The sequence below is a fragment of the uncultured Cyclobacterium sp. genome, assembly GCF_963976465.1.
Classification (GTDB): domain Bacteria; phylum Bacteroidota; class Bacteroidia; order Cytophagales; family Cyclobacteriaceae; genus Cyclobacterium.
This window is the reverse complement of sequence record NZ_CAXBOC010000013.1, coordinates 1-24069: the sequence shown is the minus strand read 5'-3', so window position 1 is coordinate 24069 and position 24069 is coordinate 1. Positions and strand designations below refer to the sequence as shown.

Genomic DNA, 24069 nt, shown 5'->3' with positions numbered 1-24069 from the left:
ATTTAGTATGACCACTTTATTTTAAATTTGATAATTTAGTCGGACGACAGTAATTATTATTCTTTCGTCAACCTCCGCAGCAATGCCATTCAATAAGAAACTTTCAATCCTTCCTTTTTTAATCGTCCTGTTCGTATTTGCATTTTGTAATAGAAAAGAGAAAAGCCAATTGGTATGGGAATCAAGCTTCCCAATCATAGGCTCCCAATCTTCACCAAGAGCTACAGACCTAAACAATGATGGGGTTTTGGATTTTGTAATTGGTGCAGGGAAGAATGAATATGAATATACAGCATCAGGGGTTTTAGCCATCAATGGCATGGATGGAGAATTGCGTTGGACGCAAGAAACAGTAGATCAGGTTTTTGGCTCTGCTACCTTTTTGGATATAAACCAAGATGAAACGCCTGATGTATTTATTGGTGGGCGTGGGCCGCACTTAAAAGCAATTGATGGCCGTACCGGGGATTTGATTTGGCAGTTTGATACCTTAGACCACCTCCACCATCCCATCCTTCAAAATGCACGGTTTAATTTTTACAATAGTGTAACCATTCCTGACCAAAATGGAGATGGTATCGAAGAGTTATTGACCAGCAATGGTGGAAATGCGAAGGTAGAACCCAACCAAACTGAAGGAAGGTTTCCTGGTGTATTAATGGTGATTGACCCGGTTAATGGAGACATTTTGGCGGCAGACACCATGCCTGATGGAGGAGAAACCTATTTATCTCCCTTATTTATTGAACAAAAAAAGTCAGGAGAACAGCAAGTGTTATTCGGTAGTGGTGGGGAAACCCTTTCCGGAAATTTGTATTTAGCCAAGCTCAGCGACCTTATGGGTAATAATTTATCCAATGCTAAGACTTTGGTACGTGAAAAAAGCCATGGGTTTATTGCCCCGCCGGTATTGGTTGACTTAAATGAGGATGAAATTTTAGACATCGTTTCCGTTTCACATGCAAGTACACTGACTGCCATTTGTGGCAAGAGTTTTGAAGAAATCTGGCAACTTAAAATACCCAACACTGAAAGTAGCAACAGCTTTGCCGTAGGGCAATTTACTGGGGATGATATCCCTGACTTGTTTACCTTTGTAAGTAAAGGTGTCTGGCCTCAAAACACAGGATTGGTTCAGGTATTGGTAGATGGAAAATCAGGGGAAATTTTGCTTAAAAAAGAAATGGGATGTTCCGGCTTTTCTTCACCAATTGCTTATGACTTAAATGGAGACCAAATAGATGAAGTCATATTCAGTATCAATGAATACGATTGTAATCGACCTATAGATGACCGATCAGCTTTTTCCATTGAAAACAAATTGGTACTAATGGACTTTGAAGCCGACACATCTTACTTGCTCGATCAAACAAAGAGTTTTAAAAATATTTTTTCTACACCTTGGTTGGGCGACATTGACGCTGATGGATACCTCGACTTGGTTCATTGTCAGTATTTTAGCAATTCGGATATTTTGTCTTTTTTAGGTATGAAAGTCAAGCGAATAGATTTACCTATTAGGATTAAAGAAAAACCGCTTTGGGGAAGTTTTATGGGCTCCGAAGGCAAGGCCATCTATAAAAAATAAAAGGCTGCCTGATGGCAGCCTTTTATAAAACACTAAATTAACCAAGTAAATACAAATATTTTCTAAATACTCCTGCCTAATTGGCTACATCCCACCAAACTCGGGTGGTATTTACGTCCGGTAGTGTAGCTCCAGCCTGAAAATTTGCGTTTGCTGCTACTTCAGCTGCAGGGTACTTAAGTTTTCTCATGATCTGGCCTTGAGTGATATTTCCCGGGTAGTTAGTCGGGGTTAACTGAGGGTAGCCGGTTCTTCTCCAGTCAGACCATGCTTCCCACCAGTTGAAAAACTTACTCACCCACATTTGCTCTCCAATCATTTCAAGTGCCGGCTTCTCTGCCCCGTAAGGGTGTCTTGCGAGATAAGCTTCTACTTCTTCATCAGAAACAGTCAAAGATGCATCAAATGGTGTATACATTTGCATGGCTCCTTTTACACCTGATTCATAATGTTCCTTAGCAGAATTCGGGATCCCTGAACCAATCCCTCTTTCCAAGGCTTCTGCTTGCAAAAAGGCAGATTCAGCATAATTCATAAATATATATGGATCATCCAATTGCAACATCAAGTAGTTGATTCTTGAATAGGTTGTCACCAAATCAACAGTTTCCCCTTCCAGCTCATCTAGGCCTGCAGCATCGTATCCGTTTGGCATACCTTTTTGCTCCAGAGGGTTGGTATTGATCGGTGTCCATTCCAAAGCAGACCAATCGGCTATTCCACCACTAATTATCATCAACCTTGGATCCACTTCATCAGGGGCTGTAGCACCAGCTTTTAGCCAGTCAACAAGGGTATTACTCAAGTAACTCGGTTGCCCGCCATCACCAGGATAAAAAGCCCTGGAAATACCATTTTGATTGATCCATACACTAGGACCTGTAGCCATTGGTACCCAAGCATTGTCATCGTTGCTTTCCATGACTCCACCGGCAATGGCCTTGGTCACATATTCATCAGCAAGTTGAGGGGCAACATTTGATACCCTCATCGCCAAACGCAACATTAGGGAATAACCAAATTTTTTCCATTTGGCAATATCTCCTTCATAAATAATGTCTGCAGCAGCAAAACCTTCATCCGGGTTGGAAGTGCTCAAGGCAGCAGTAGCCTCTTCCAACTCTTTCAATAAATCAGGGTAAATTTCTGATTGTTCATCATACTCAGGAAAGAATACCCCTTCCATCCCTTGAAGGGCATCGAAATAAGGTATATTTCCATAAAAATCAGTCAATCGGTGAAAATTCAAAACCCTAATAATCCTTGCGGCATTTCTGGTGTTTATTTTATTCCCTTCATCATAACCTCCGGGACCTGTTTGCTTGATCACTTCTGAAATATTCTTGAGTGCATCTCCATAGAAAAACTCAAAAGGTGCATTGTTTGACTCGAAGTTTTCAGTGTATTTATCACCTGGAGCGATTCCCCCTCCTGCATTGGCCAAGTGTTGAATCAAATAGGCTGTCATGCCTATATTTGTCCGCCAATCAAGGTATCTGTTATCTCCTGCAGAACCACCTGAGGCTGACCCAAGCTGTGCGGCAGTAAACATGAAATTCAGATCAATTTCATTTACCGCTTGAGGGTTGATATTAAGATCATTTAGTTCTTCTGTGTTACAGGAAGTTAAGCATACACTAACCGCCAAACCAAATAGAAGAAATTTATTTATAATTTTCATAATTCTTTCTTTTAACGATTAAAACGAAGCTCTTAAATTGAATCCATAAGACCTTGATTGAGGCATTCCAAAATAATCAAGCCCTTGGCCATTGCCTGAAGAATAACCTGACTCCGGATCTACATTATCAATGTTCTTCCAAAGGATAGAAAGGTTTCTGCCTACGAATGACAAACTCACATTAGTAAATGGCGTTTTTTCCATCAAACGCCTTGGAAAATTGTACCCAAAAGTTATTTGCCTCAATTTGGCAAATGAGCCATCGTATATAAAATGATCCTGAACCCTATTGCCCATTTGATTCCAATAATTATTGGCCTCTCCGGGTGATAAGGTCTTCGTGAAATCTTCATAAATAGGTGTGCCATCAGAAGTCGTACCTGATTGTATCACTCCACTTACAGTAAGCGGTTCTTCACCTTCTCTTCCCTGTAAGGTTTGCTTGTGCAATCCCCATTGGGTAAGCCTCACATTGGTTCCCGAATAGATTTCTCCACCCACTCTAAAGTCAATTAGTGCAGAAAGATTAAAGCCTTTATAGGTAATGCTATTGCTAAAACCACCAGTAAAATCAGGAATACCATTTCCGATTACTTCCATTTGACTCGACTGTACCGGAGCCCCATTTTCTTCAAAAACCGGCTGTCCATCAGGGGATGTCTGTTGAACCCATCCTGCCAGCACTCCAAAAGGCTGTCCTGTTCGGTGTTGTACAAATACCGTTCTGGTTCTTGGCTCCTCTACGTTTAATATATCTGTTCCTTCAATCAAAGAGATCACTTTGTTTCTATTCCTTGCAATATTAAAAGAAACATCCCAGTTGAAATCACTTGTTCGGACAGGTGTTCCTGTGAGCAATATCTCAACTCCTTTATTTTCCATTTCCCCTAAGTTTACCAATGTTGACCCAAAACCTGAAGCCCTAGAAATCTGCGCATTCAATTGGTCATTGGTACTTTTTTGATGGTAATAGGTGAAATCCAATCCCAATCTATTCTGAAACAAACGAACATCTAAGCCAAATTCTATTTCAGTAGATAGAAGTGGGACTAAAAATGGGTTTGGAATGGTCCCATTATTATTTCCAGCTGTGGCATAGGAGGCCATAGGGACGGTATTTCCTTCAAATCCAACTGCCGGAGCACCTAATAATGTATAGGTGTTTTGGATCTGATAAGGACTTACAGTGGAGCTTCCTACTCTGGCCCATGAAGCCCTTACTTTTCCAAAACTTAACCAGAAAGGAAGGTCTTCCAATGCATCTGAGAAAACGAAACTACCGCCGACTGACGGGTAAGTGATGTCATTTAAAGAAGGGTCCAATGTGGAAAACCAGTCTGTCCTACCTGTTCCTGTCAGGAATAGTATATTTTTATAATTAAATTCAGTAGATCCATATACTGAATTTATTCCCCATCCTGAATAACTGTATCCAAAATTTCTTGCCTCAGCATTGTTAATGGCATGAAAGAAAGGCACGTTAAAGTTGGTTCCGTTTGCTGAGATATTTTCATTTTCTCTTCGCATCCTATTGGCCCCTAAAAAGGCCACTACACCAAAATCTCCAAATTGCCTGTTATAGCCCAACATGGCTTCCAGGTTTATTTCATTCACCCTTCGCTCTGATTCAGACATGTTTCCACCTCTAGAGTAACCTGTTCCTTGTGGAGTCAATGTAGTTCCTCTTCTAGTGTACCAATCCATACCTGCTCTTCCGGACAAATACAGATGATCAGTTATCATGTATTTTAAAGATCCTGAAGTGATTATTCTGTCTCTGGTATCGCTGATTGATAGTTGGTGCGTAGAGAAATAAGGATTTTGCCCCCAAGGGTTATTGGTCATCAGGTATTCTTCTTGCTCTGCAAAACCCCATACATTTAAAAGAGCCGGGTCAGTTCCTACAGGTATGGTCCCCAATCTATTAGGGTCTCCTTGTCCCCAAAGCACATTGACATTGGGGGGCAAAGCAAAGATGGACTGAAAAGCATTTCCCGGAGAATCAGATAACCTGGGGCGATTTTTAGTTCGTTCATTGGAATAAAGCACTTTGGCATCGAAAGTCAGCTTTTTACCAAATTTACCGCTTGTGGACAATGACATATTGATACGGTCAAATCCTGCATTAGGTATTACTGAAGTACTCCTTAAGTCAGTTACATTGAAACGGAAAGTTTGGGTATCACTGCCTCCTGACAAAGATAGGCTATTGGTAAATGATTTTCCGGTTTCATAAAAACGATTCCAATTGTCTCCTGCATACACATAAGGTCTTTCAACCCCATCAAAATGCATGGCAGTACCGGAACCTAATCGTTCCCCCCAAGCTTGGGTTCCCCAATCATAGCCATCCCTTACAGTGGTTGGCCTTACTGCGCTCCCTGTAATTTGATCTCCTTGAAACCTTCCGGATCCAAATTCAGTTTGCATGTCGGTTTGATTATTGATCCTTTCAAACACGGCATTGGAATTGAATTCTACACCAATTCCTTTTCGTGAAGTACCTCTTTTGGTGGTAATAAGAATTACTCCATTTGCTGCGCGTGACCCATACAAGGCAGCCGCACTGGCCCCCTTTAATACAGACATGGATTCGATATCGTCCGGATTGACACTGGTCATGCCATCTCCCTGATCTGCTCCACCCCAAACGCCTGCCTGGCCAAAATTGGTATTGTCCATTGGCACACCGTCGATTACATATAATGGTTGATTTCCTCCTTGAAGGGAAGTGTTTCCTCGAATAATAACCCGAGACGATCCGGCCGGACCTGAAGCTACATTGCTCACATTAACACCTGCTACCCTACCGGCCAGCTGATTGGCAATGTTATTCTCTCTGGCTTGGGTGAATTCCTCTCCTCCTACTTCTGTCATAGAATATTGGAGGGCTTTGACATTTCTTTCTATACCCAAAGCGGTTACTACCACCTCATTCAACTCAGAGGCATCTTCAGATAAGCTAACATCAATCGTACTGCGGTTGCCAACCGTTTCTTCTACTGGTTCAAACCCAAGAAAAGAGTATATCAGGACGGTCTGTGGTCCCGCTACATTGAGTTGGTAATTCCCATCCACATCTGTGGCGGTTCCTGTGGATGTGCCCTTGATAAGGATAGACACTCCGGGTAATGGCATTCCATCTGAACTGTCAGTGACTTTACCAGTGACAGTTTGCCCCAGGACACTCCCACTCACAGAAGTAAGAATTGTCATGAGAACAATAAGTAATAGGTTTTTCATAAAAGGTTATTTTGGATAAAACAAATTAAAAAGACTACCCTTTCATTTACATCAATGGCGAAATTACAAAAACACTACCTTTAATTTTAAGAAATTAAGCTCCTCTAACTAAAAACAATGCTATTTATAAATGGCGCCATACAATGATGAAAGGTTAAATAATCTTAAATTCCGCAGAAATGTAGAATATAATAAACAGAAAAAAAAATACTCGCATCCATTTTTACGTTTTTGAATGGAAATTATTTTTTTTTACAACCGGAAAATCTATTGTTAAAATAACCTTATGAATCCAATCTACAATTGAATTTAATAGGGTATAAAAGCCTTTAACCCATCGTCAATAATTTGTCAATTATGTGATTGGATTATTTACTTAGTTAAAAAACACAATTAGATGAAAAACTAAATAATAATTTTCAAGTAAAAAAAGAACTCTTCACCAATTCCTCCAATTCTAGGAATATTTCTTTGGTAAGCTATTTTAAAAATAAACTTTCAGCTTGTTTATAGTATAATTTTTAGCATTGTCTCCAATATACCAATATCTTTGTTTTGATATTCTATTTCAGGGTAACAAATTCGAAAATGCAAACAAAAGATATAAGCAAAAACCTAAAGGAAATCAAAGACTCATTCCCCAATCCGGAATGTCTTCTTGTAGCTGTAAGTAAGACAAAACCAATTTCAGCGATTCAGGAAGCCTACGAAGCGGGTATTAGGGATTTTGGCGAAAATAAAGTACAGGAAATCACCGAAAAAGCTCCCGCATTACCTGAAGACATCAGGTGGCACATGATCGGACATTTACAACGAAATAAGGTAAAATATATTGTCCCTTTTATTCACCTGATCCACAGTGTGGATTCTTTTCGCTTGTTGAAACAAATTAACAAAGAAGCTAAAAAAATAAACAAATCGACTCACTGCTTATTGCAAGTCCACATTGCCAAAGAAGGAACCAAATTCGGTTGGAACAAGGAGGAATTAAACGAGTTCCTTTTGGGAGATGAAATTAAAACCATGCATAATATTAGAATCATGGGGCTTATGGGGATGGCTACGAACACAGCAAATAAAGATATAATTAAGGAGGAGTTCAGGGCTTTAAAGGCACTCTTTGAAACCTTCAGGGCTCAATCCTTACCTGAGAATGTGGAAATGAAGGAAATATCTATGGGAATGAGCGGAGATTATCTGCTTGCACAGCAAGAAGGGAGCACCATGGTCAGGATAGGAAGCGCCATTTTTGGGTCTAGAAATTACAATTAACCATCATGAAATCAAGTAATCTTATTCAAACAGCTGCAGTATTTGGTGCCCTCGCAGTTATTTTCGGGGCTTTTGGAGCACATGCTCTGGAAGAGATGCTGGTGAGTACCGGAAGGTTAGACACTTATGAAACAGCGGTCAGCTATCATTTTTATCATAGTTTAGCCCTGCTAATGGTGGGTATATTAAGCCTGCAGTTTCCGGATAAAAAACGAATAAATTATAGTGCCCTATTTTTTATAGCAGGGATATTAATTTTCTCAGGAAGCCTATACATCCTTTGTTTAAGCCAAGTTACCTGGTTAGGTGCTATCACGCCTCTTGGGGGACTCTCATTTATCTTAGGCTGGGTAATGTTGCTTCTCAGTTTCGGCAAATAAAAACTTAAGATTGATTGTATGAAGTTAAAATTTTTAGCAACTATTATTGTATGGCTGGCCATTTTTCAAGAAACAGAAGCCCAAGACTTAAAATCTTCATTTTTAGGGTTGGACGAATTAATGGGGGAAAACTCATTTTTTGACAACCATCTTACAGGGTTCATGTTATATGATTTAGATAGCCAAGTGGTTCGCTACGAAAAAAACAGTCATATTTATTTTATACCTGCCTCTACCACCAAATTGTTTACTTTTTTCGGAGCTTTGATGGTGCTTACAGACAGCAGTACTTTTTTGCGGTTTATCCCTGAGGGAAATAACGCAACGATTTGGGGCACCGGAGATCCCTCCTGGAAATACCCGCCCCTCCCACTTCCTGCCATAAAAGATTTTTTAGCCAAATACGATACCCTTTATTATTCTGAGAGCAATTGGAAAAATGAGCCTTTTGGGTATGGCTGGCAATGGGATGATTTCACCTATTCCTACGCTGCAGAAATGTCTCCAATCCCTCTATTCGGGAATCTGGTTAGTGCAAAAAATGTGAACAATAAGCCTGTTTTAAGCCCCGAAATTTTTAATGTAGGCTATTCAGACAAGTCCATGAAAAATGTACAACGAAATTGGCGAAATAATCAATTTTATTATAACCCAAGAACATATAATGGCAGGGACAGTAAGGTTCCGTTTATGACCTCAGCTGAAACTTTTGCAGCGCTTGCAAGCAAAGAATGGGGCGCCCCTGTAAAGCCTTCCAATGCCACCCTTCCTCCTGACCATTTTGTATTGAAAGGAATACCTACCACAAAACTTTATAAAGAAATGTTGCTGGAAAGTGACAATTTCATTGCAGAACAACTGCTTCTTCAAATTTCCGACAAGTTGTTTTATGAACTGGACAGTGAAAAAGCCATTGAATACATTAAAAAAACGTATCTTTATGACTTACCTGATGACCCTCAATGGGTTGACGGCTCCGGGCTATCAAGACACAATCTGTTCACCCCCCGTACCATGGTATCATTGGCTGAGAAAATTTACCGCTTATTTCCTGACGATGAACTATTCAGCCTTTTGCCGACCGGAGGAAGAACAGGGACTTTAAAATTCAACTATTCAGCCTCCAGGCCTTATGTAATAGCAAAAACAGGGACCATTAGTAACCACCATAGCTTGGTTGGCTATTTAAAAACCAAAAACAATAAAATCTACGCCTTTGCCTTCATGAACAACAATTACCCCTATAAAGCCACAGTGGTAAGAAAAGAGATGGAAAAGGTGCTGTTATATATTCGCGATAACTTCTAATTGCAGCCATGAAAAAACGACACTTTTTACAAAAAATGGGCCTAGGGCTTGGCGCTTTACCAGTTCTAGGTTTTACCCCTACCTCAACAAATTCTTTTGCCCCTAAAAAGCTTTTACCATCTCCTTTAAAAAAAGGTGATTTGGTGGGTTTAATCAGCCCTTCTGCAGCAACAGCAGATTTGATGCAATTTACCTTTGCAAAAGAAGCCATGGAGGGTCTTGGTTTAAAGGTAATTGAAGGAAAATACCTCAAAAGCCGTAGAGGACATCTTGCAGGTACCGACGAAGAAAGAGCGGCAGACCTAAATGAAATGTTTGCCAACAAATCTGTAAAGGCTATTATCTGCATTAGAGGTGGCTCGGGAGCTGCAAGGATTCTCCCCCTAATTGATTACAAAACAGTTAAAAACAACCCGAAGCCTCTGCTTGGCTACAGTGACATCACAGCACTTCACAATGCCCTTTTTGCCCAAACAGGGCTGATTACTTTTCATGGGCCAAATGGCTCGGGTACATGGGGTAAATTTAACGTAAACCAATTCCAGCGAATGTTCTTCGAACAAAATGAAAAACTGGTCTATGAAAATGAGGTAGAAGAAACTGAAGACCTGGTCGTGAAAAAAAATAGAATAAGGACCATCTTCCCCGGCAAGGCAACAGGAGAACTCATAGGCGGAAACCTTACAGTCCTGACTTCCCTAGCTGGCTCCCCTTACCTTCCTTCCTTCAAAGGAAAAATTCTTTTCCTAGAAGACATTGGAGAAGAACCATACAGAATTGACAGAATGATGAGCACTTTGATGCTTATGGGAGTATTCAACGAAATTAAGGGCTTTATTTTTGGGCAATGTACCGACTGTGATCCAAGCGGCGGATATGGAAACCTTACCTTAGATCAGATATTTGATGATTACTTGCTCCCTCATAAAATCCCTGCTTTCCGTGGATCCATGATTGGACATGTCCCCAAGCAGTTTCTATTACCTCATGGAGCCCGAGTAATTATGGATGCAGATCAAGGAACTTTGACTACGGATCAATCCATTTTCGAGACCGTTTAACCAAAAGTGGCAAACTGTTTATATGTAATTCTAAGCAAAGGAAAATACCATCTTCCTATTGCCTACCTATTGATACTTTCTGCATGTAATTACAATCAAAAAATGCTTGGAAATAAAAACAACGCTACAAATGAGTCGCCAACAAGAGCAATAAATTACTTGGCCTTGGGAGACAGTTACACTATTGGTGAAGGGGAAACGACACAAAATGCTTACCCTTGGAAAATCGCAAAAATATTAGCCAATGAGGAAATAAAATTTAACACAAAAGTGATTGCCAAAACAGGATGGACAAGCAGTGAATTACTTCAGGCATTGAGTCAAGAGAAAATCGCTCCCAATTCTTATGACATCGCCAGTATACTTATTGGGGTAAACAACCAATACCGAGGGCAATCAACCGAACAATTCCATGAGGAGCTGATTGAACTGATTGAAACCACTCAAAGTTTCTTAAAGAGTAGTAAAAAACATATAGTGCTTGTTTCTATTCCCGACTGGGGAATTACACGTTTTGGCCAATCCAGTAAAAAACCGCAGGATCAAATTTCAAAAGAAATCAATGCTTTCAATAGAGTGATAATTCAAGAAGCAACAAAATACGGCCTACCATATATAAATATTACAGAAAGTTACCGAGAAAATGGAGGTAACGCTGAAAACATGGTGGAAGACGGACTACATCCAAGTAGGTACATCTACAAAGAATGGGCATTCCAGTTAAGTAAAATTTTCAGGGAACTGCAACAACTATAAGTATTCGCCTAAAAGCCAACAAAAATATAATCTTCAAAAAAAACGCCTTGTTTCTTTTGAATTGTCACACTACCCAAATTGTTTGGCAATTTATTTTTTCGATTCGAGTCCAAATCATATAGGCGCATGATTTAATTAGATTTTCACTGCATCTTTTGACAAAATTAAATTCAACCAATTACCCTCCAATCAGTTCTCCCCCATTAATATGGATAAATTGTCCGGTCACATAACTACTATCTTCACTAGCAAGATACACATAGGCCGGGGCCACTTCGCTTGGCTGTCCAGCGCGTCCAAGGGGAGTATCTTGCCCAAATTGGGATACATCATCAAAAGTAGCTGGAATTAGTGGAGTCCAAATTGGGCCTGGTGCAACACCATTAACCCTAATTTTCTTTTTAGCCAGATTTTGAGAAAGAGAGCGTGTAAAACTTACTATTGCTCCCTTGGTACTCGAATAATCTATCAAATGTTCACTTCCTCTGTAAGCTGTAACTGACGAGGTGTTTATTATGGTATCACCTTCATTCAAATGAGGCAATGCTGCTCTAGTCATATAAAAGAAAGAGTATATGTTTGTTTCAAATGTTTTTTGAAGTTGATCACTATCGATTTCATTCAAGGAATCCTTTGGAAATTGCATCGCAGCATTGCAAATCAAGCTATTCAACCCCCCTAATGAATCAATGCATTGTTGGACAGCTTCCTTACAAAAACTTTCTATCCTGATATCTCCTTCTATCAACACACACTTCTTACCTTCTTTTTCGACCAATTTCTGAGTTTCTTTAGCATCAGAAACTTCATTTAAATAAACAATAGCTACATCTGCGCCTTCTCTTGCAAAATGAACGGCAACACTCCTTCCAATACCACTGTCCCCACCAGTTATTAATGCAATTTTATTCTCCAACTTGCCGCTTCCTTTATAATTTTCTCTAATTACCTCAGGAATTGGATTCATTTTGTACTGATCACCAGGTTGGCTAAGAGACTGATCCGGAAATTGCTTCGGTTTATTCATATTTCAATATTATTTTTAAAAAAACCAATTTAAGCAAGGAAAATATCACTTGAGCACTCAATTAATGAATTATTTAACTCATATGACAACATGAATCCAAAAGACAGCGCTCTCTTTTTATAGAGCTTACAGTAAGCTTCCTACATATTGGAAAAGTGTTTAAAACAGTCTGAATCCGGCAAATTTATTTTAAAGCAAAAACCAAATTAGGGTTGTTTGAAATGATATTTCTTGAGTCTAAGGAATTGGATTAAAAAATTCATTGAGTTGATACTATTACTAAAATAATTAGCCCAAAAAAATCGCTTTATGCAAAAGGTCTAAAATTTGCAGTATTAACCCCATAATGAAAACGTTTACCAACATAAATTCAATTAAAATGAAACCCAACACCATAATTTCAAATACTGAGGCTAAATTAAAGGATATAAAACAAGCGTATAAAGAATTTATTATCGATAAAAAACACCCTTGTGTAATGGCAAATGCTGTATTCTCTTTAAATAATTTTGAAATGAAATTATTTAAGAAATTTGCTTCAAAAGATACTGCTCTAAAAATGCTCATTGCAATCAAAGCGTATTTGGCTAATATCGATTTTGAAAGCAATAAATTTAAATCTTTTATAGCTGTATTTCCAGAAACTCAAATAAACTCAGAAAAGGAATTTGAACATTTATTGTGGGATCAACTTCAATACATTCATAACATCGATGAACAGCCTTGGGATCCAAATGTAAGTAGTGACCCTGAAAATGCTTCATTTAGCTTTAGCATAGCAGGTCATGCATTTTACGTTGTAGGAATGCATCCTAAGAGCTCTCGATTAGCCAGAAGAACCCCTTACACCACCTTGGTATTCAATTTACATAGCCAATTTGTGAAATTAAGAGCCAATAAATCCTATCATAAAATCCGCGATAAAATAAGGGAACGTGATATCGACTTCCAAGGATCTGTCAACCCTGTCTTAAAAGACTTTGGCAAAAGCAGCGAAGCTGTTCAATATAGCGGGAGACAAATCAACGAAAAATGGCAGTGTCCATTCCATTCGAACAGTTGATTTCAGATTGTTAAAGAATATAATAAGATGGAAAAGAGGTATTTAAAATAAAAAAACTAATCTAGTTAAGCTAAATGAACACAATTAATAAACAATCCGGAGTAGCTTTTGAATTAAAAAAAGGGCAAAAATTAAAAGTTATCGATCCTCAAGGTGGACAAGTAAGTGACATGGTATTGTTTAATGCAAATGATACTTTAGAAAAAATATCTTCTGGTAAAACATTGGATTTTGAAGAAAACATTCTCATTACTGCTGGTAATTTCCTTTGGAGTAACAGAGGAAATAAAATGATGGAAATTTTAGAAGACACCAATGGCAGAAATGATTTCCTACTAGCCCCGTGCAGTCCAGAAACCTTCAAGATCATGTATAATATTGATGATTATCACCCAAGTTGCTTTGAGAATCTGCATACCTCTTTGGCTCCTTATGGGATTAACCCTGATGATATTCCTACGGCTTTTAATATTTTCATGAATGTACAATTTGACCAAAAAGGGAGATTAAAAGTACTGCCTCCATTAAGTAAAGCGGGAGATTATTTGCTCTTTCAAGCTCAAATGGATCTTATTATTGCACTTACGGCATGCTCTGCTGAAGACAGCAATGGAGGAACATTTAAACCTATCCATTATGAAATCCTTGAAAGCAACCTTTAAGCACCTCTCATAAAAAAGCCTGCCTCCAATCACTCGGGGCAGGCTTTGTAAATTATGGGAAATAAAAACTTTATTTCTTATTTAGGCAACACATTTGAAATCAATGATACCTTCTCAATAGGTTCGCTGGCATTGGAATAAATTCTAACCACGCTGTTTTGTTTACCCATTTTTCCGGCACTATTAAATGAGACTTTGATTTCAGCTGTTTTACCAGGAGCTACCGGCTCCTTTGGCCAGCTGGGCACGGTACAACCACATGTTGCAGCCACGTTTGAGATAATCAACGGTTCGTTTCCTGTGTTGGTGAGTTTAAACACATTTTCCACCTTATCTCCTTGCTTGATATCACCAAAATCTTTGGAATCTGCCTCAAATGTAATGACAGGCCCCTTTACTGCTTTTTCTTGGGCAATTGCAAGTGCTGAGCTTAATACAATTGCCATTACTACTGTTAATAACCTTTTCATATATGTCAAATTTAATTCTTTCTCATTTTTATAAAAAACACTACTATTTAATGAAGAAATTGTTGTGAAAGTTCACCATAAACAATTCTTTTCTGGCACGGGTCATGGCCGTATATAGCCATCTCACGTAATTTTTGTCAATTTGTTCTTCGTTCAAATAACCTTGGTCAACAAAAACCGCATCCCATTGTCCACCTTGAGATTTATGACAAGTAAGCGTATAGGCGTATTTGACTTGCAGAGCGTTTAAATAAGGATCTTTACTCATCGCTTCTCTGATCTTACTTTTTTGTTCCAAATCCTGATAGTCCTCCTCCACCAACTGATAGAGCGCTTTCCACTCTTCCATTCCCAAAGCAGGTTTATTTGAATGTAAGGTATCCAGTATCACCCGTGCCTCAAAAGGGACTTCGTCGGGATAATCTATCAACCTCAATTCTAGCGTAGCAAACCTTAGGCCATAAATTTCCTCAAAAGAACGAATTTTAAGTATCTCTACAAAATCTCCATTGGCCAAAAAACTAACCTTCTCTGAAGACTCCATATAGCTATAGTTATTTTTAACAATCATTAACCTTTCACCGGCACTTAACTCGTCTTCGTAATAAAAAATCGCATTTCTAATGTATTTATTGTATTGGACCGCGGCCTTATTGGACCTAGTAATGATCATGGTATTGTCCAGTCCAAATTTATCATAGGCATAACGCAAACCATCTTCCAGCCTCTCCCCGGTCATCCGATAAAAATCTTTGAATCCTTTGGTGTTAAATGATATACTAGGTTTAGGCTTTTGGACTTCATTTCTAAGGGTAGTGGCATTGGCCAATATTCCTGAATCTTGCTCTTGTCTGGTTACTATGGTTAGTAATGCCTCATTTACATCCAATTTAAAATTTCTTGTCAGGTAATTTTTATCCAACCCGGGGCTGTCTTCACTTCCAACCGGAGGCAATTGGGCAATATCTCCAATCAATAGCAGCCTGTTTTCCGGATTTTGAAAAACAAAACCTATTAGATCTGCCAAGAGGGATTTCCCTCCCATTCTATCATCTGAAAGCATAGAGGCTTCATCTACAATAAAGACAGATTTGTGGTAATAATTTTTTTGAACAACGAATCCATCTCCACCGTCTACAAGCCCCTGTTTTGCTCTATAAATTATTTTATGAATCGTATAGCCTGTTTTGTCTGCATAAGCACTCATAACCTTGGCCGCACGCCCTGTAGGAGCTAACATCACAGCCCTTAGACCCAAAGATGGCAAAGCTCTTACCAAAGCAGCTAACACAGTAGTTTTACCGGTACCTGCATAGCCTTTGAGTATATAAGTTGCCCCTGCAGGAATTTTTTTATCTAAAAAAGCATCCATGGCATTAAAGAAATATTCCTGGTCAGTGGTAGGGCTGTGGGGGAAATATTTCCTTATCCTTTGGGAAGGCTTTAAACTTGCGTGATTATCTTTATGCATCTATTGCGAAACTAAGATGAAAAACCCGAACATAAAAAAAGACATAATTGATAATTTCGGAAACCGCCTCAGGACGAGGGTTAACGGCATATTGATTCAAGAGGATAAAATTTTAATGGTCAAACATCAAATGGGCGACAACCACTATTTTTGGAACGTACCAGGAGGTGGCATGCAGTATGGTCAGGATGCCAAATCAAACTTAAAACGGGAGTTTCTGGAAGAAACCGGTTTAGAAATTGAGGTGGGAGCATATCAATTTGTTCATGAATTTTTATCCCCTCCCTTACACGCTATCGAATTATTCTTTGAAGTTAGCCAAACAAATGGTAAATTAGAAGTTGGAATTGATCCTGAGTTAGAAACCGACAAACAGGTTATTGAGGAGGTTAAATTTCTAAGCATGGAAGAAATAAAAAATATCCCGTCTGATAAAAAACATGCACTATTTGGAAGAATAAATTCTTTGAATGATGTAAGAATATGGAAAGGATATTTTAATTTTGGAAATAAATGCATAAAATAGCATTCTAATACGAACCATCAATTCTTTATAATAATTTAATTACGCTTTAAAGCTATTCAAAATGACATTGAGTAAAATCTTATCGATTGTTTTTCTATTGGGAGCCTTAGGTCTCGGGTACAAGCTTTATCTGGGTGTAGATGAAGTTGTGGAAGAGGAAAAAATTCTCCAGAGGACTGAAGAAAGAATAATTGAGAAACTGGAAATGCTAAGAGATGCCCAAATCGCTTATCAGGCAGCAAATAATGAGTATGCTTCCAACTGGCCGGATCTTAAAAAATTCATCCAAGAAGGTAATATTTACCTTGTTCAGCGGACTGAAACCACCAAGTTGTTAGACTATGGTAAAGAAGAAACTACAGTAACCTTGGATACATTGGGAGCTGTAAATGTTCAGGATTCATTATTCAACAAGAATAAATACCCTGATTTTGAACTTGACTTATTAAATGTAGTTCCTGGTTCAGGAGGTAAAACTTTTGAGTTCTTTGCAGACAAGATTGAGCGTAGCAATAGAGAAATTGCTGTGTTTGAAATCAGAGACCCTGCACCTCGCAATCCTGAAAGAAGAAGAAACAACAATGAGAAAGCACTTAGAGTTGGTTCAAGAACCGATTCTTCGACTTCAGGAAACTGGGAATAAATTTGGATAAGGTAGGATCCCATATTCAAAGTAAATTCATTAGCGATAAATATGATATGCAAGACATATCCTATTTATCGCTTTTCTTTAACGGCCAGAAGTTTCTCATATAAGAAAATCACGGCTTCTTTCATCTATTCCTTTCAGGAACAGGAAACGGTAAATCAGATCATAGAAACAGAAGAGATTTTCAATGCCCCCAACTCTGAAGGCAAGCTTTACCTCCATCACCAAAGATTCACCCTCGTTCCCACCCCATTGTTTAATGCTTCTCAATGCTCCCAATACTTGAGCTTTGCAACCGAAATAAATAAGGAAAAAGACAATATCACTTATACAGGCATTGCCAACAATAGCATCCAAGTGCTAGGCACTGCAGACAAGCAATTATTGGATCAACTAGACAAGAAATTACCTGAATTGGAAATTACACATGGGGCATCTCATGTTTTAGATTATTTCTTGAGTCAAAATCAGGATTTCCAAAGCCAGGAGTTATTCATACACGCATCACCTGACTGTATGTATTTGGCAGCTTTTACAGAAGGGAAATTATCACTATTCAATAGGTTTATTATTCCGGACGAAGCCACATTTCTACGGTATGTCTTTACATTTATCCAGCAGATGGCCTTTGACAGAACGCATTGCAAGATTCGTCTTTTTGGCAATCCTGAATGGCTTCACACCAGTAAGGAAGCCATGGATTTATATTTTAAAAACATACACTTAACACCACCCGAGCAAAACGTTTCCTATCTCCCGGGAGCAGAATCCTTTTTAAACACCCATCTTCTAGAGGCTTTCTGGCAACAAAAAATTATTTCATGAAAAAGACAGCACTGTTTCCAGGCTCTTTTGACCCTTATACAAATGGTCATCATGACATTGTCATGAGAGGATTAAACATCTTCGATGAGGTAATTATTAGTATTGGTCACAATACCAGCAAAAAAAACAGGTATTTTGACATTGATTTTATGGTGGAAAAAATCAAGCAAACCTACAAGAACATTCCTGCCGTTAAAATTATTGTTTATGATGAATTAACTTCCTCATTGGCAAAAAAACATGATGCCAAGTATTTGCTTCGTGGTTTGAGAAACACTACTGATTTTGAATATGAGAATACCATCAGTCAAATGAACAGGTATCTCAATGAATCGCTGGAAACCGTTTTTCTAATCACTACTCCAAAATATGCAGCCATCAGTTCTACCATCATCAGGGAAGTACATAAATACGGTGGCAATGTCAACAAATTCCTTCCTTATAAGGTTTGAGCAATTTTAGGAGTCAATTTTAAAAATCTCTTGTACAAATAACGCATAGAAGGGTAAGAATTAATCAATGCAGTTTTTGCTTCATGATGTTGCAGCCATTTAATATCATCGATCCCTTCTTCCACCTGAGGTTTCATCATTGAATCATCGATACTTTTCATTTTGTACCAATACGTTTTTTTCAAAATACTTTTCTTATTCTGAGTATAGGTATGCCAAGTAATGCAAATTGGCTTGTTGAGTTTCACTTTAATATTGCACTCTTCCTCAACTTCCCTTACAGCACATCCTTCCGGCGTTTCCTTCTTTTCAAACTTACCTTTAGGAAGATCCCATTTGCCAAGTCTATGGATGAACAATATCTTGTCTTCCTTTGTAACTACTCCTCCTGCTGCTTTAATTATCAAAAACCTACTTTTAATAAATTTTTTAAGCATTTCTTTCTCGGCAGTAACCAAAGTGATACTATCCAGGTTTTTAAGCTTTCTGGAACGCAATAAATAAAGCAGTTGGACGATTACATCCTTCGAGGGATTTTTTATCAACACATCATCATGAAATTCTGCTGACGGAGGTAATTCATTTGGATTATCGTAAACACATTCAAAGGATTTTTTTGGTAAAAACTTCTTTGAACTAACTAAGTCTAATGGCTTATCGTTGATGAATATTTTCATAAACAGATCTAATTTTTCTAAAATTGCAATTTTTTTCCAGCGTGCACAACCCTGAGTAAATATTAAATGGTTAAATTTATCGCATGGAAATTTATGATCAAAGCACCGCTTCTCAAATCGCAAAAAAGCTACTTGAAATAAAAGCCATCAAACTATCGCCTAAGGATCCGTTTACTTGGGCATCTGGATGGAAATCACCTATCTATTGTGACAACAGACTTTCACTTTCATTCCCTGAGGTAAGAAAATTTATTCAAGAAAAATTAACTAGTGTAGTACGTACGCATTTTTTAAACATTGAAGCCATTGCAGGAGTAGCCACAGCAGGCATCCCTCAAGGTGTGCTTATTGCTGACAAGCTTGATGTACCTTTTGTCTATGTAAGGTCTAAGGCCAAAGGCCATGGGATGGAAAACATGATTGAAGGGAAAATCACCCCCGGACAAAAAGTGGTGGTGGTAGAAGACCTTGTGTCCACCGGTGGAAGTTCTCTCAAAGCCGTAAATGACCTTCGAGCAGCAGGATTTGAAGTCTTGGGGATGGTTGCCATTTTCACCTATGGCTTTGAAATATCCGATAAAAATTTCGAAAAAGAAGGTGTTAAACTATACTGCCTAAGCGATTACAGTTCTTTGCTTCCCCAAGCTCTAAAGCAAGGTTATGTTTCTGAAGCCGACATGAATACATTGGCTGACTGGAGAAAAGGGCCTGACACTTGGCAACCTTAAGAAGGAAAATGCAATAATTTATAAAGTTTACCTAATACCAATCCCTCAAATCATTTGATTTGGGGGATTGGCTTTTATGGAGGAATTAACGCCTCGTTTAGACTATTTCAAGTGCATCTTCTGTTCCTTTTCCAAGACCCCTAAACCAAATAGAGCAAAATCATATTTAACTGGATCTACGGCATCCATAAGCCTTAAATTCCTGGTCAACTCCATGGCTGTTTGCCAGTCTGTTTGTTTTCGTTGGATAAGACCAAGCGAACGTCCTATTCTGTCTACATGCAGGTCACAAGGACAAACCAATTGGGCCGGGGAGATTTTATTCCATAATCCAAAATCAACTCCCTTTCCATCTTTTCTCACCATCCATCTCAAAAACATATTGATCCGCTTGCAAGCAGACTTTTTCTTCGGACTGGCAATGTGTTTTCTCGTACGCCTAGGGGCTTGTTCTGATTGAAAAAACAAATCATGAAAATTACTAAGGAGTACTTCCATGGCATCCACATCTTCACTATGCCCAATGGTGAAGGCCTGCTCTAAACTCTCATTTTCTCTATAATACCTAGAAAAAAAATCTATAAAATAAAGGGTATCTATATCATTAAAAGTTCGATGCTTAAATTTCATCAATTGTTTAAGCTCCTTATCTGAGTGGTTTAAAACAAAATCATAAGGGCTATTGCCCATTAAGTCCATCAATTCTAAACTCTTATTGATGATGGTTTTGCGCTGTCCCCAGGCGAGAATGGCTGCAAAAAATCCTGAAATCTCAATATCTTGTAACCTTGAAAAGCGATGGGGAATGGAGATAGGGTCGTCTTCAATAAAGGAAGGTTGATTAAAAAGGAAAACTTTTTCATCCAAAAAGGACTTTAGATTATCCATCAGCCAAAACCACTTTTACTTCTCCTCCCTGGGTACCGTCAAACCATTTAAGTAAGATACTTTCCTCGTCCTTTGAAGCAATATGCCAATCAAAGCACTTAATTTTCGCTAAACTAATTAACTTATCATCCTCAGGTTTGTAGAGACATATATCGAAATCCGGAATATTGGCCAATTCGGTAGAGTTCCATTTTTCAAGCAGCCAACCCTCTTCCATAATGATGATTCGTTTCCCAAAGACAAAGTCTTCAATAACAGAAGGTATTCCATCATTTCTTCTGAGGTGATAACACTCCGGACCGAAAATTATTTGTTTATGAAGTTTTCCTTCAATTAAATTTGACTCCTCTGTCATGTAAACCCACTCAGATTTATTCTGTATTTTGGTGGTGGAACCACCAAATTTCGTCAATAGTGAAGATAGCCAAGAAAAGAAATAAGTTATGCCAATGAATAGCAGCCCGAAAGTGGCGAGTACGGGATACGTTAGGACGAAGATGGCATTCCAAATAAATTTGAAAAACCTATGGAAGAAAAGTTCAATTGAATTCATTATTTACCAATGCAATTTCAAAATTAAGTCAAAATACCCAAACAAGCAAAAATCAAATTTTGCTAAACAATCCCGACTCCCATCAGGATAAATCCTGACATTGTCAACTGATTTACCTACCTTTGCAGGCTGAAAACACCTAAGCACCATGACCCTAACTGAAGAGATAGCGAAGAGAAAGACTTTTGGAATAATAGCTCACCCAGATGCAGGAAAGACCACCTTAACAGAAAAAATGCTACTTTTTGGTGGTGCCATTAAAACTGCGGGAGCTGTAAAGTCAAATAAAATTGACACTGCAACCAAGTCCGATTGGATGGAAATTGAAAAACAGAGAGGAATCTCTGTAGCCACTTCCGTTATGGGGTTTGAATACAAGGGACAAAAAATAAACCTTCTTGACACCCCCGGGCACCAAGATTTTGCTGAAGACACCTACCGTACACTGACGGCAGTTGACTCTGTCATTATGGTTATTGACTGTGTAAAGGGGGTGGAAATTCAAACCGAGAAATTAATGGAAGTTTGCCGAATGAGGAAAACTCCCGTTATCTGTTTTATTAATAAGTTGGATAGGGAAGGACGAGATCCCTATGACCTGCTAGATGAAGTAGAAACCAAATTAAACATCCAGGTAAGACCACTATCCTGGCCCATCTCTATGGGTAAATCCTTTAAGGGGGTATACAACTTGTATGACAAGCAGTTGAACCTATTTACACCTAGTCAGCGGAAATTAAGTGATGACAGGGTTATCATTGAAGACTTAAGCTCAGAAGTATTGGATAACCGAATAGGCACGAGCTTAGCAGACCAACTGAGGGAAGATGTAGAATTAATTGATGGAGTGTATCCGGAATTTGATCCCAAAGAGTACCTTGAAGGAAGCGTTGCACCGGTATTTTTTGGATCTGCTGTCAATAACTTTGGGATCAAAGAAATGCTGGACACTTTTATTAAAATAGCCCCCGGTCCAAAAAGTCGCCAAACAGAGCAGAGAGAGGTTGCTCCTACAGAGGATCAATTCAGTGGATTCATATTTAAAATCCACGCCAATATGGATCCAAAGCACCGAAACCGTATCGCATTCTTACGGATATGTTCTGGGAAATTTACACGAAACAAGCCCTACAATCATGTAAGAGGTACCAAGCCATTGCGTTTTTCCAATGTCACCTCCTTTATGGCGCAGGATAAAGAAATAATTGAGGAGGCATTTCCTGGAGATATTGTAGGTCTTTATGATACAGGAAATCTAAAAATTGGAGACAGCATTACTGACGGGGAAGACCTCACTTTCAAAGGTATCCCAAGCTTCTCTCCGGAGATTTTCCGAGAAGTGGTTAACAAGGATGCCATGAAGACCAAGCAACTTGAAAAAGGCTTGCAACAATTAATGGAAGAAGGGGTCGCGCAGCTTTTTACTTTTGAAATAGGTTCAAGAAAGGTGGTTGGTACAGTAGGTCAGCTTCAATTTGAAGTAATAAAATTTAGATTGAAAAACGAATACAATGCCACCGCTGATTTTGTTCCAATGAAATTGTACAAGGCTTGCTGGATCACAAGTACTGACAAAAAGAAATTGGATGAATTTATCCGTTCCAAGCAAAGGCATATTGCCAAAGACAAAGATGGTAAGCTTGTATTCATGGCAGAAAGCAAGGCTTGGCTCCAAATGGTTAAGGACAATTTTCCTGAAATAGAATTTCACTACACATCAGAATTATAAATTCATTAAACCTGATCATACATGAAAAGGCCATTTAACGTTATATATGAGGACAATCATTTGCTAGTCGTTAACAAGGCTGCAGGTATATTGGTACAAGGAGACAAAACGGGAGACAAGACACTTACTGACCTTTGCAAAACCTATATCGCCAATAAATACAACAAGCCCGGGGCAGTGTTCCTCCACCCCGTTCACAGGCTAGATAGGCCAGTAAGTGGGATTGTGGTGTTTGCCAGAACCTCCAAAGCTTTAGAAAGGATGACTGCTTTGTTCAGAAAAAGAGAAGTCCACAAGGTCTATTGGGCAGTAGTAAAGAGAAGACCCAAAGAGGAATCAGGAAAATTAACGCATTGGTTGGTTAAGGATTCAGATAAAAACACTTCCACTGCTTATGACAAAGAAGTGCCCAATTCCAAAAGATCTGAATTGACTTATAAGAGCTTGGGCAAGCTAAATGACCACTGGCTATTGGAGCTTCGCCCTATTACGGGAAGACCTCATCAATTGCGTGTGCAGCTATCAACCATGAATTGTCCGATAAGGGGTGACATAAAATATGGATTCTCCAAGCCAAACCCTGATGCAAGTATCAACCTTCATGCATTTCATTTGGTATTTATCCACCCCATCAAAAAAGAAAAATTGTTCTTAAGAGCAGCATTACCGGAAGAACCGTTTTGGGAGCAGTTTTTAGAGTTCGAAAATATAAAATCAGCTGATCGCCGCTTAGACAATACATTTAGCGGATAAAACCTTTTGCACAATGTTAAAAAAATATTTTTTCATCTGTCTATTTTTTCTGGGGTCAATTTCAGCTTTTGGCCAAGAGGAAGAAGGGGTTTTTTGGGAAATAATCGGCCCTGATTCCTCAACACCCTCTTACCTTTTCGGGACGATTCACCTAATTTGTCAGGAGGATTTCGCAATCAATGACAAGATAGCCGACAAGTTAAAGAAGGCTGATTATCTAGTACTTGAAATTGATATGGATGACCCTCAACTTCAAGTGGCCATGCAGCAGAATCTTTACAATAAAGGGGGGCAAAAAATTTCTGAT

Annotated in this window: 24 protein-coding genes; 16 read left to right on the top strand and 8 right to left on the bottom strand. The window is 38.7% G+C overall.

Annotated elements, in window-relative coordinates; translation table 11 throughout:
- Positions 1–82: 82 nt before the first annotated feature.
- Positions 83–1588, top strand: coding sequence for a PQQ-binding-like beta-propeller repeat protein (locus AAC037_RS01680; protein ID WP_339901157.1), 1506 nt, complete (start codon positions 83–85; stop codon positions 1586–1588).
- Between the two features lie 76 nt (positions 1589–1664).
- Here the strand turns inward: AAC037_RS01680 and AAC037_RS01675 are convergent, their stop codons facing one another.
- Both AAC037_RS01675 and AAC037_RS01670 read right to left on the bottom strand, forming a co-directional pair.
- A complete protein-coding gene (locus tag AAC037_RS01675; RefSeq protein ID WP_339901155.1) occupies positions 1665–3269 on the bottom strand; it encodes a SusD/RagB family nutrient-binding outer membrane lipoprotein in 1605 nt (534 codons plus the stop codon).
- Positions 3270–3287: 18 nt separating this feature from the next.
- On the bottom strand, positions 3288–6512 hold the full coding sequence (locus AAC037_RS01670) for a SusC/RagA family TonB-linked outer membrane protein (protein ID WP_339901153.1): 3225 nt from the start codon (positions 6510–6512) through the stop codon (positions 3288–3290).
- Positions 6513–7100: 588 nt separating this feature from the next.
- On the opposite strand from AAC037_RS01670, the gene AAC037_RS01665 reads away from it, so the two are divergent.
- The 5 genes from AAC037_RS01665 to AAC037_RS01645 are packed head-to-tail and all read left to right on the top strand — an operon-like array spanning position 7101 to position 11289.
- Positions 7101–7784, top strand: coding sequence for a YggS family pyridoxal phosphate-dependent enzyme (locus AAC037_RS01665; protein WP_339901151.1), 684 nt, complete (start codon positions 7101–7103; stop codon positions 7782–7784).
- A 5-nt stretch (positions 7785–7789) separates the two neighbouring features.
- A complete protein-coding gene (locus AAC037_RS01660) occupies positions 7790–8164 on the top strand; it encodes a DUF423 domain-containing protein (RefSeq protein ID WP_339901150.1) in 375 nt (124 codons plus the stop codon).
- Between the two features lie 18 nt (positions 8165–8182).
- Complete coding sequence (locus AAC037_RS01655) at positions 8183–9472, top strand: D-alanyl-D-alanine carboxypeptidase (protein ID WP_339901148.1); 1290 nt, start codon at positions 8183–8185, stop codon at positions 9470–9472.
- An 8-nt stretch (positions 9473–9480) separates the two neighbouring features.
- A complete protein-coding gene (locus tag AAC037_RS01650; RefSeq protein WP_339901147.1) occupies positions 9481–10533 on the top strand; it encodes an LD-carboxypeptidase in 1053 nt (350 codons plus the stop codon).
- Positions 10534–10539: 6 nt separating this feature from the next.
- Complete coding sequence (locus AAC037_RS01645; protein WP_339901146.1) at positions 10540–11289, top strand: GDSL-type esterase/lipase family protein; 750 nt, start codon at positions 10540–10542, stop codon at positions 11287–11289.
- A gap of 178 nt (positions 11290–11467) precedes the next feature.
- Here the strand turns inward: AAC037_RS01645 and AAC037_RS01640 are convergent, their stop codons facing one another.
- Positions 11468–12316 carry an SDR family oxidoreductase gene (locus AAC037_RS01640; RefSeq protein WP_339901144.1) on the bottom strand — a complete coding sequence of 283 codons (849 nt, stop codon included), beginning with the start codon at positions 12314–12316 and terminating at the stop codon, positions 11468–11470.
- Positions 12317–12695: 379 nt separating this feature from the next.
- Between AAC037_RS01640 and gntA the strand changes: the two genes are divergently transcribed.
- Positions 12696–13379, top strand: a complete 684-nt coding sequence (gntA, locus tag AAC037_RS01635) for a guanitoxin biosynthesis heme-dependent pre-guanitoxin N-hydroxylase GntA (protein ID WP_339901141.1) — start codon at positions 12696–12698, stop codon at positions 13377–13379.
- Between the two features lie 74 nt (positions 13380–13453).
- Positions 13454–14041, top strand: coding sequence for an urea carboxylase-associated family protein (locus AAC037_RS01630; RefSeq protein WP_303612852.1), 588 nt, complete (start codon positions 13454–13456; stop codon positions 14039–14041).
- 77 nt (positions 14042–14118) lie between these two features.
- Here AAC037_RS01630 and AAC037_RS01625 read toward each other — a convergent pair whose 3' ends face one another.
- Positions 14119–14511 (bottom strand): DUF1573 domain-containing protein, encoded by a 393-nt coding sequence (locus AAC037_RS01625; RefSeq protein ID WP_303612853.1) that lies wholly within the window; start codon positions 14509–14511, stop codon positions 14119–14121.
- A gap of 43 nt (positions 14512–14554) precedes the next feature.
- Entirely contained in the window at positions 14555–15982 is a 1428-nt protein-coding gene (locus AAC037_RS01620) for an AAA family ATPase (protein WP_339901136.1), read from the bottom strand.
- A 16-nt stretch (positions 15983–15998) separates the two neighbouring features.
- Here AAC037_RS01620 and AAC037_RS01615 point away from each other — a divergent pair, with 16 nt between their 5' ends.
- The 4 genes from AAC037_RS01615 to coaD all read left to right on the top strand — a co-directional run bounded on the left by AAC037_RS01615 (position 15999) and on the right by coaD (position 18434).
- A complete protein-coding gene (locus tag AAC037_RS01615; protein WP_339901135.1) occupies positions 15999–16508 on the top strand; it encodes an NUDIX hydrolase in 510 nt (169 codons plus the stop codon).
- A 61-nt stretch (positions 16509–16569) separates the two neighbouring features.
- Positions 16570–17151 (top strand): hypothetical protein, encoded by a 582-nt coding sequence (locus AAC037_RS01610; RefSeq protein WP_339901133.1) that lies wholly within the window; start codon positions 16570–16572, stop codon positions 17149–17151.
- A 51-nt stretch (positions 17152–17202) separates the two neighbouring features.
- Positions 17203–17982, top strand: coding sequence for a DUF3822 family protein (locus AAC037_RS01605; protein WP_339901132.1), 780 nt, complete (start codon positions 17203–17205; stop codon positions 17980–17982).
- Positions 17979–18434, top strand: coding sequence for a pantetheine-phosphate adenylyltransferase (gene coaD / locus AAC037_RS01600; protein ID WP_339901131.1), 456 nt, complete (start codon positions 17979–17981; stop codon positions 18432–18434). The genes AAC037_RS01605 and coaD overlap by 4 nt, the downstream gene beginning before the upstream one ends.
- Here the strand turns inward: coaD and AAC037_RS01595 are convergent.
- The gene (locus AAC037_RS01595) at positions 18422–19111 is read right to left on the bottom strand and encodes an NUDIX hydrolase (protein WP_339901130.1); all 690 of its coding nucleotides are present in this window, start codon (positions 19109–19111) and stop codon (positions 18422–18424) included. The two genes, coaD and AAC037_RS01595, sit on opposite strands and share 13 nt — an antisense overlap.
- A gap of 83 nt (positions 19112–19194) precedes the next feature.
- On the opposite strand from AAC037_RS01595, the gene pyrE reads away from it, so the two are divergent.
- Entirely contained in the window at positions 19195–19839 is a 645-nt protein-coding gene (gene pyrE / locus AAC037_RS01590; RefSeq protein WP_339901129.1) for an orotate phosphoribosyltransferase, read from the top strand.
- A 102-nt stretch (positions 19840–19941) separates the two neighbouring features.
- Here the strand turns inward: pyrE and AAC037_RS01585 are convergent, their stop codons facing one another.
- Together AAC037_RS01585 and AAC037_RS01580 are read right to left on the bottom strand one after the other, a co-directional pair.
- Positions 19942–20727 (bottom strand): TIGR02757 family protein, encoded by a 786-nt coding sequence (locus tag AAC037_RS01585; RefSeq protein ID WP_339901128.1) that lies wholly within the window; start codon positions 20725–20727, stop codon positions 19942–19944.
- Positions 20720–21280 (bottom strand): hypothetical protein, encoded by a 561-nt coding sequence (locus AAC037_RS01580; RefSeq protein WP_339901127.1) that lies wholly within the window; start codon positions 21278–21280, stop codon positions 20720–20722. Before AAC037_RS01580 ends, AAC037_RS01585 begins: the two co-directional genes overlap by 8 nt.
- Positions 21281–21428: 148 nt before the next feature.
- Here AAC037_RS01580 and AAC037_RS01575 point away from each other — a divergent pair, with 148 nt between their 5' ends.
- From AAC037_RS01575 to AAC037_RS01565, 3 genes are all read left to right on the top strand, one after another.
- Entirely contained in the window at positions 21429–23009 is a 1581-nt protein-coding gene (locus tag AAC037_RS01575; protein ID WP_339901126.1) for a peptide chain release factor 3, read from the top strand.
- Positions 23010–23030: 21 nt separating this feature from the next.
- Positions 23031–23762, top strand: coding sequence for an RluA family pseudouridine synthase (locus tag AAC037_RS01570; RefSeq protein WP_339901125.1), 732 nt, complete (start codon positions 23031–23033; stop codon positions 23760–23762).
- 13 nt (positions 23763–23775) lie between these two features.
- Positions 23776–24069, top strand: a 294-nt coding sequence (locus tag AAC037_RS01565) for a TraB/GumN family protein (RefSeq protein ID WP_339901124.1), incomplete at its 3' end; no start/stop codon positions are given.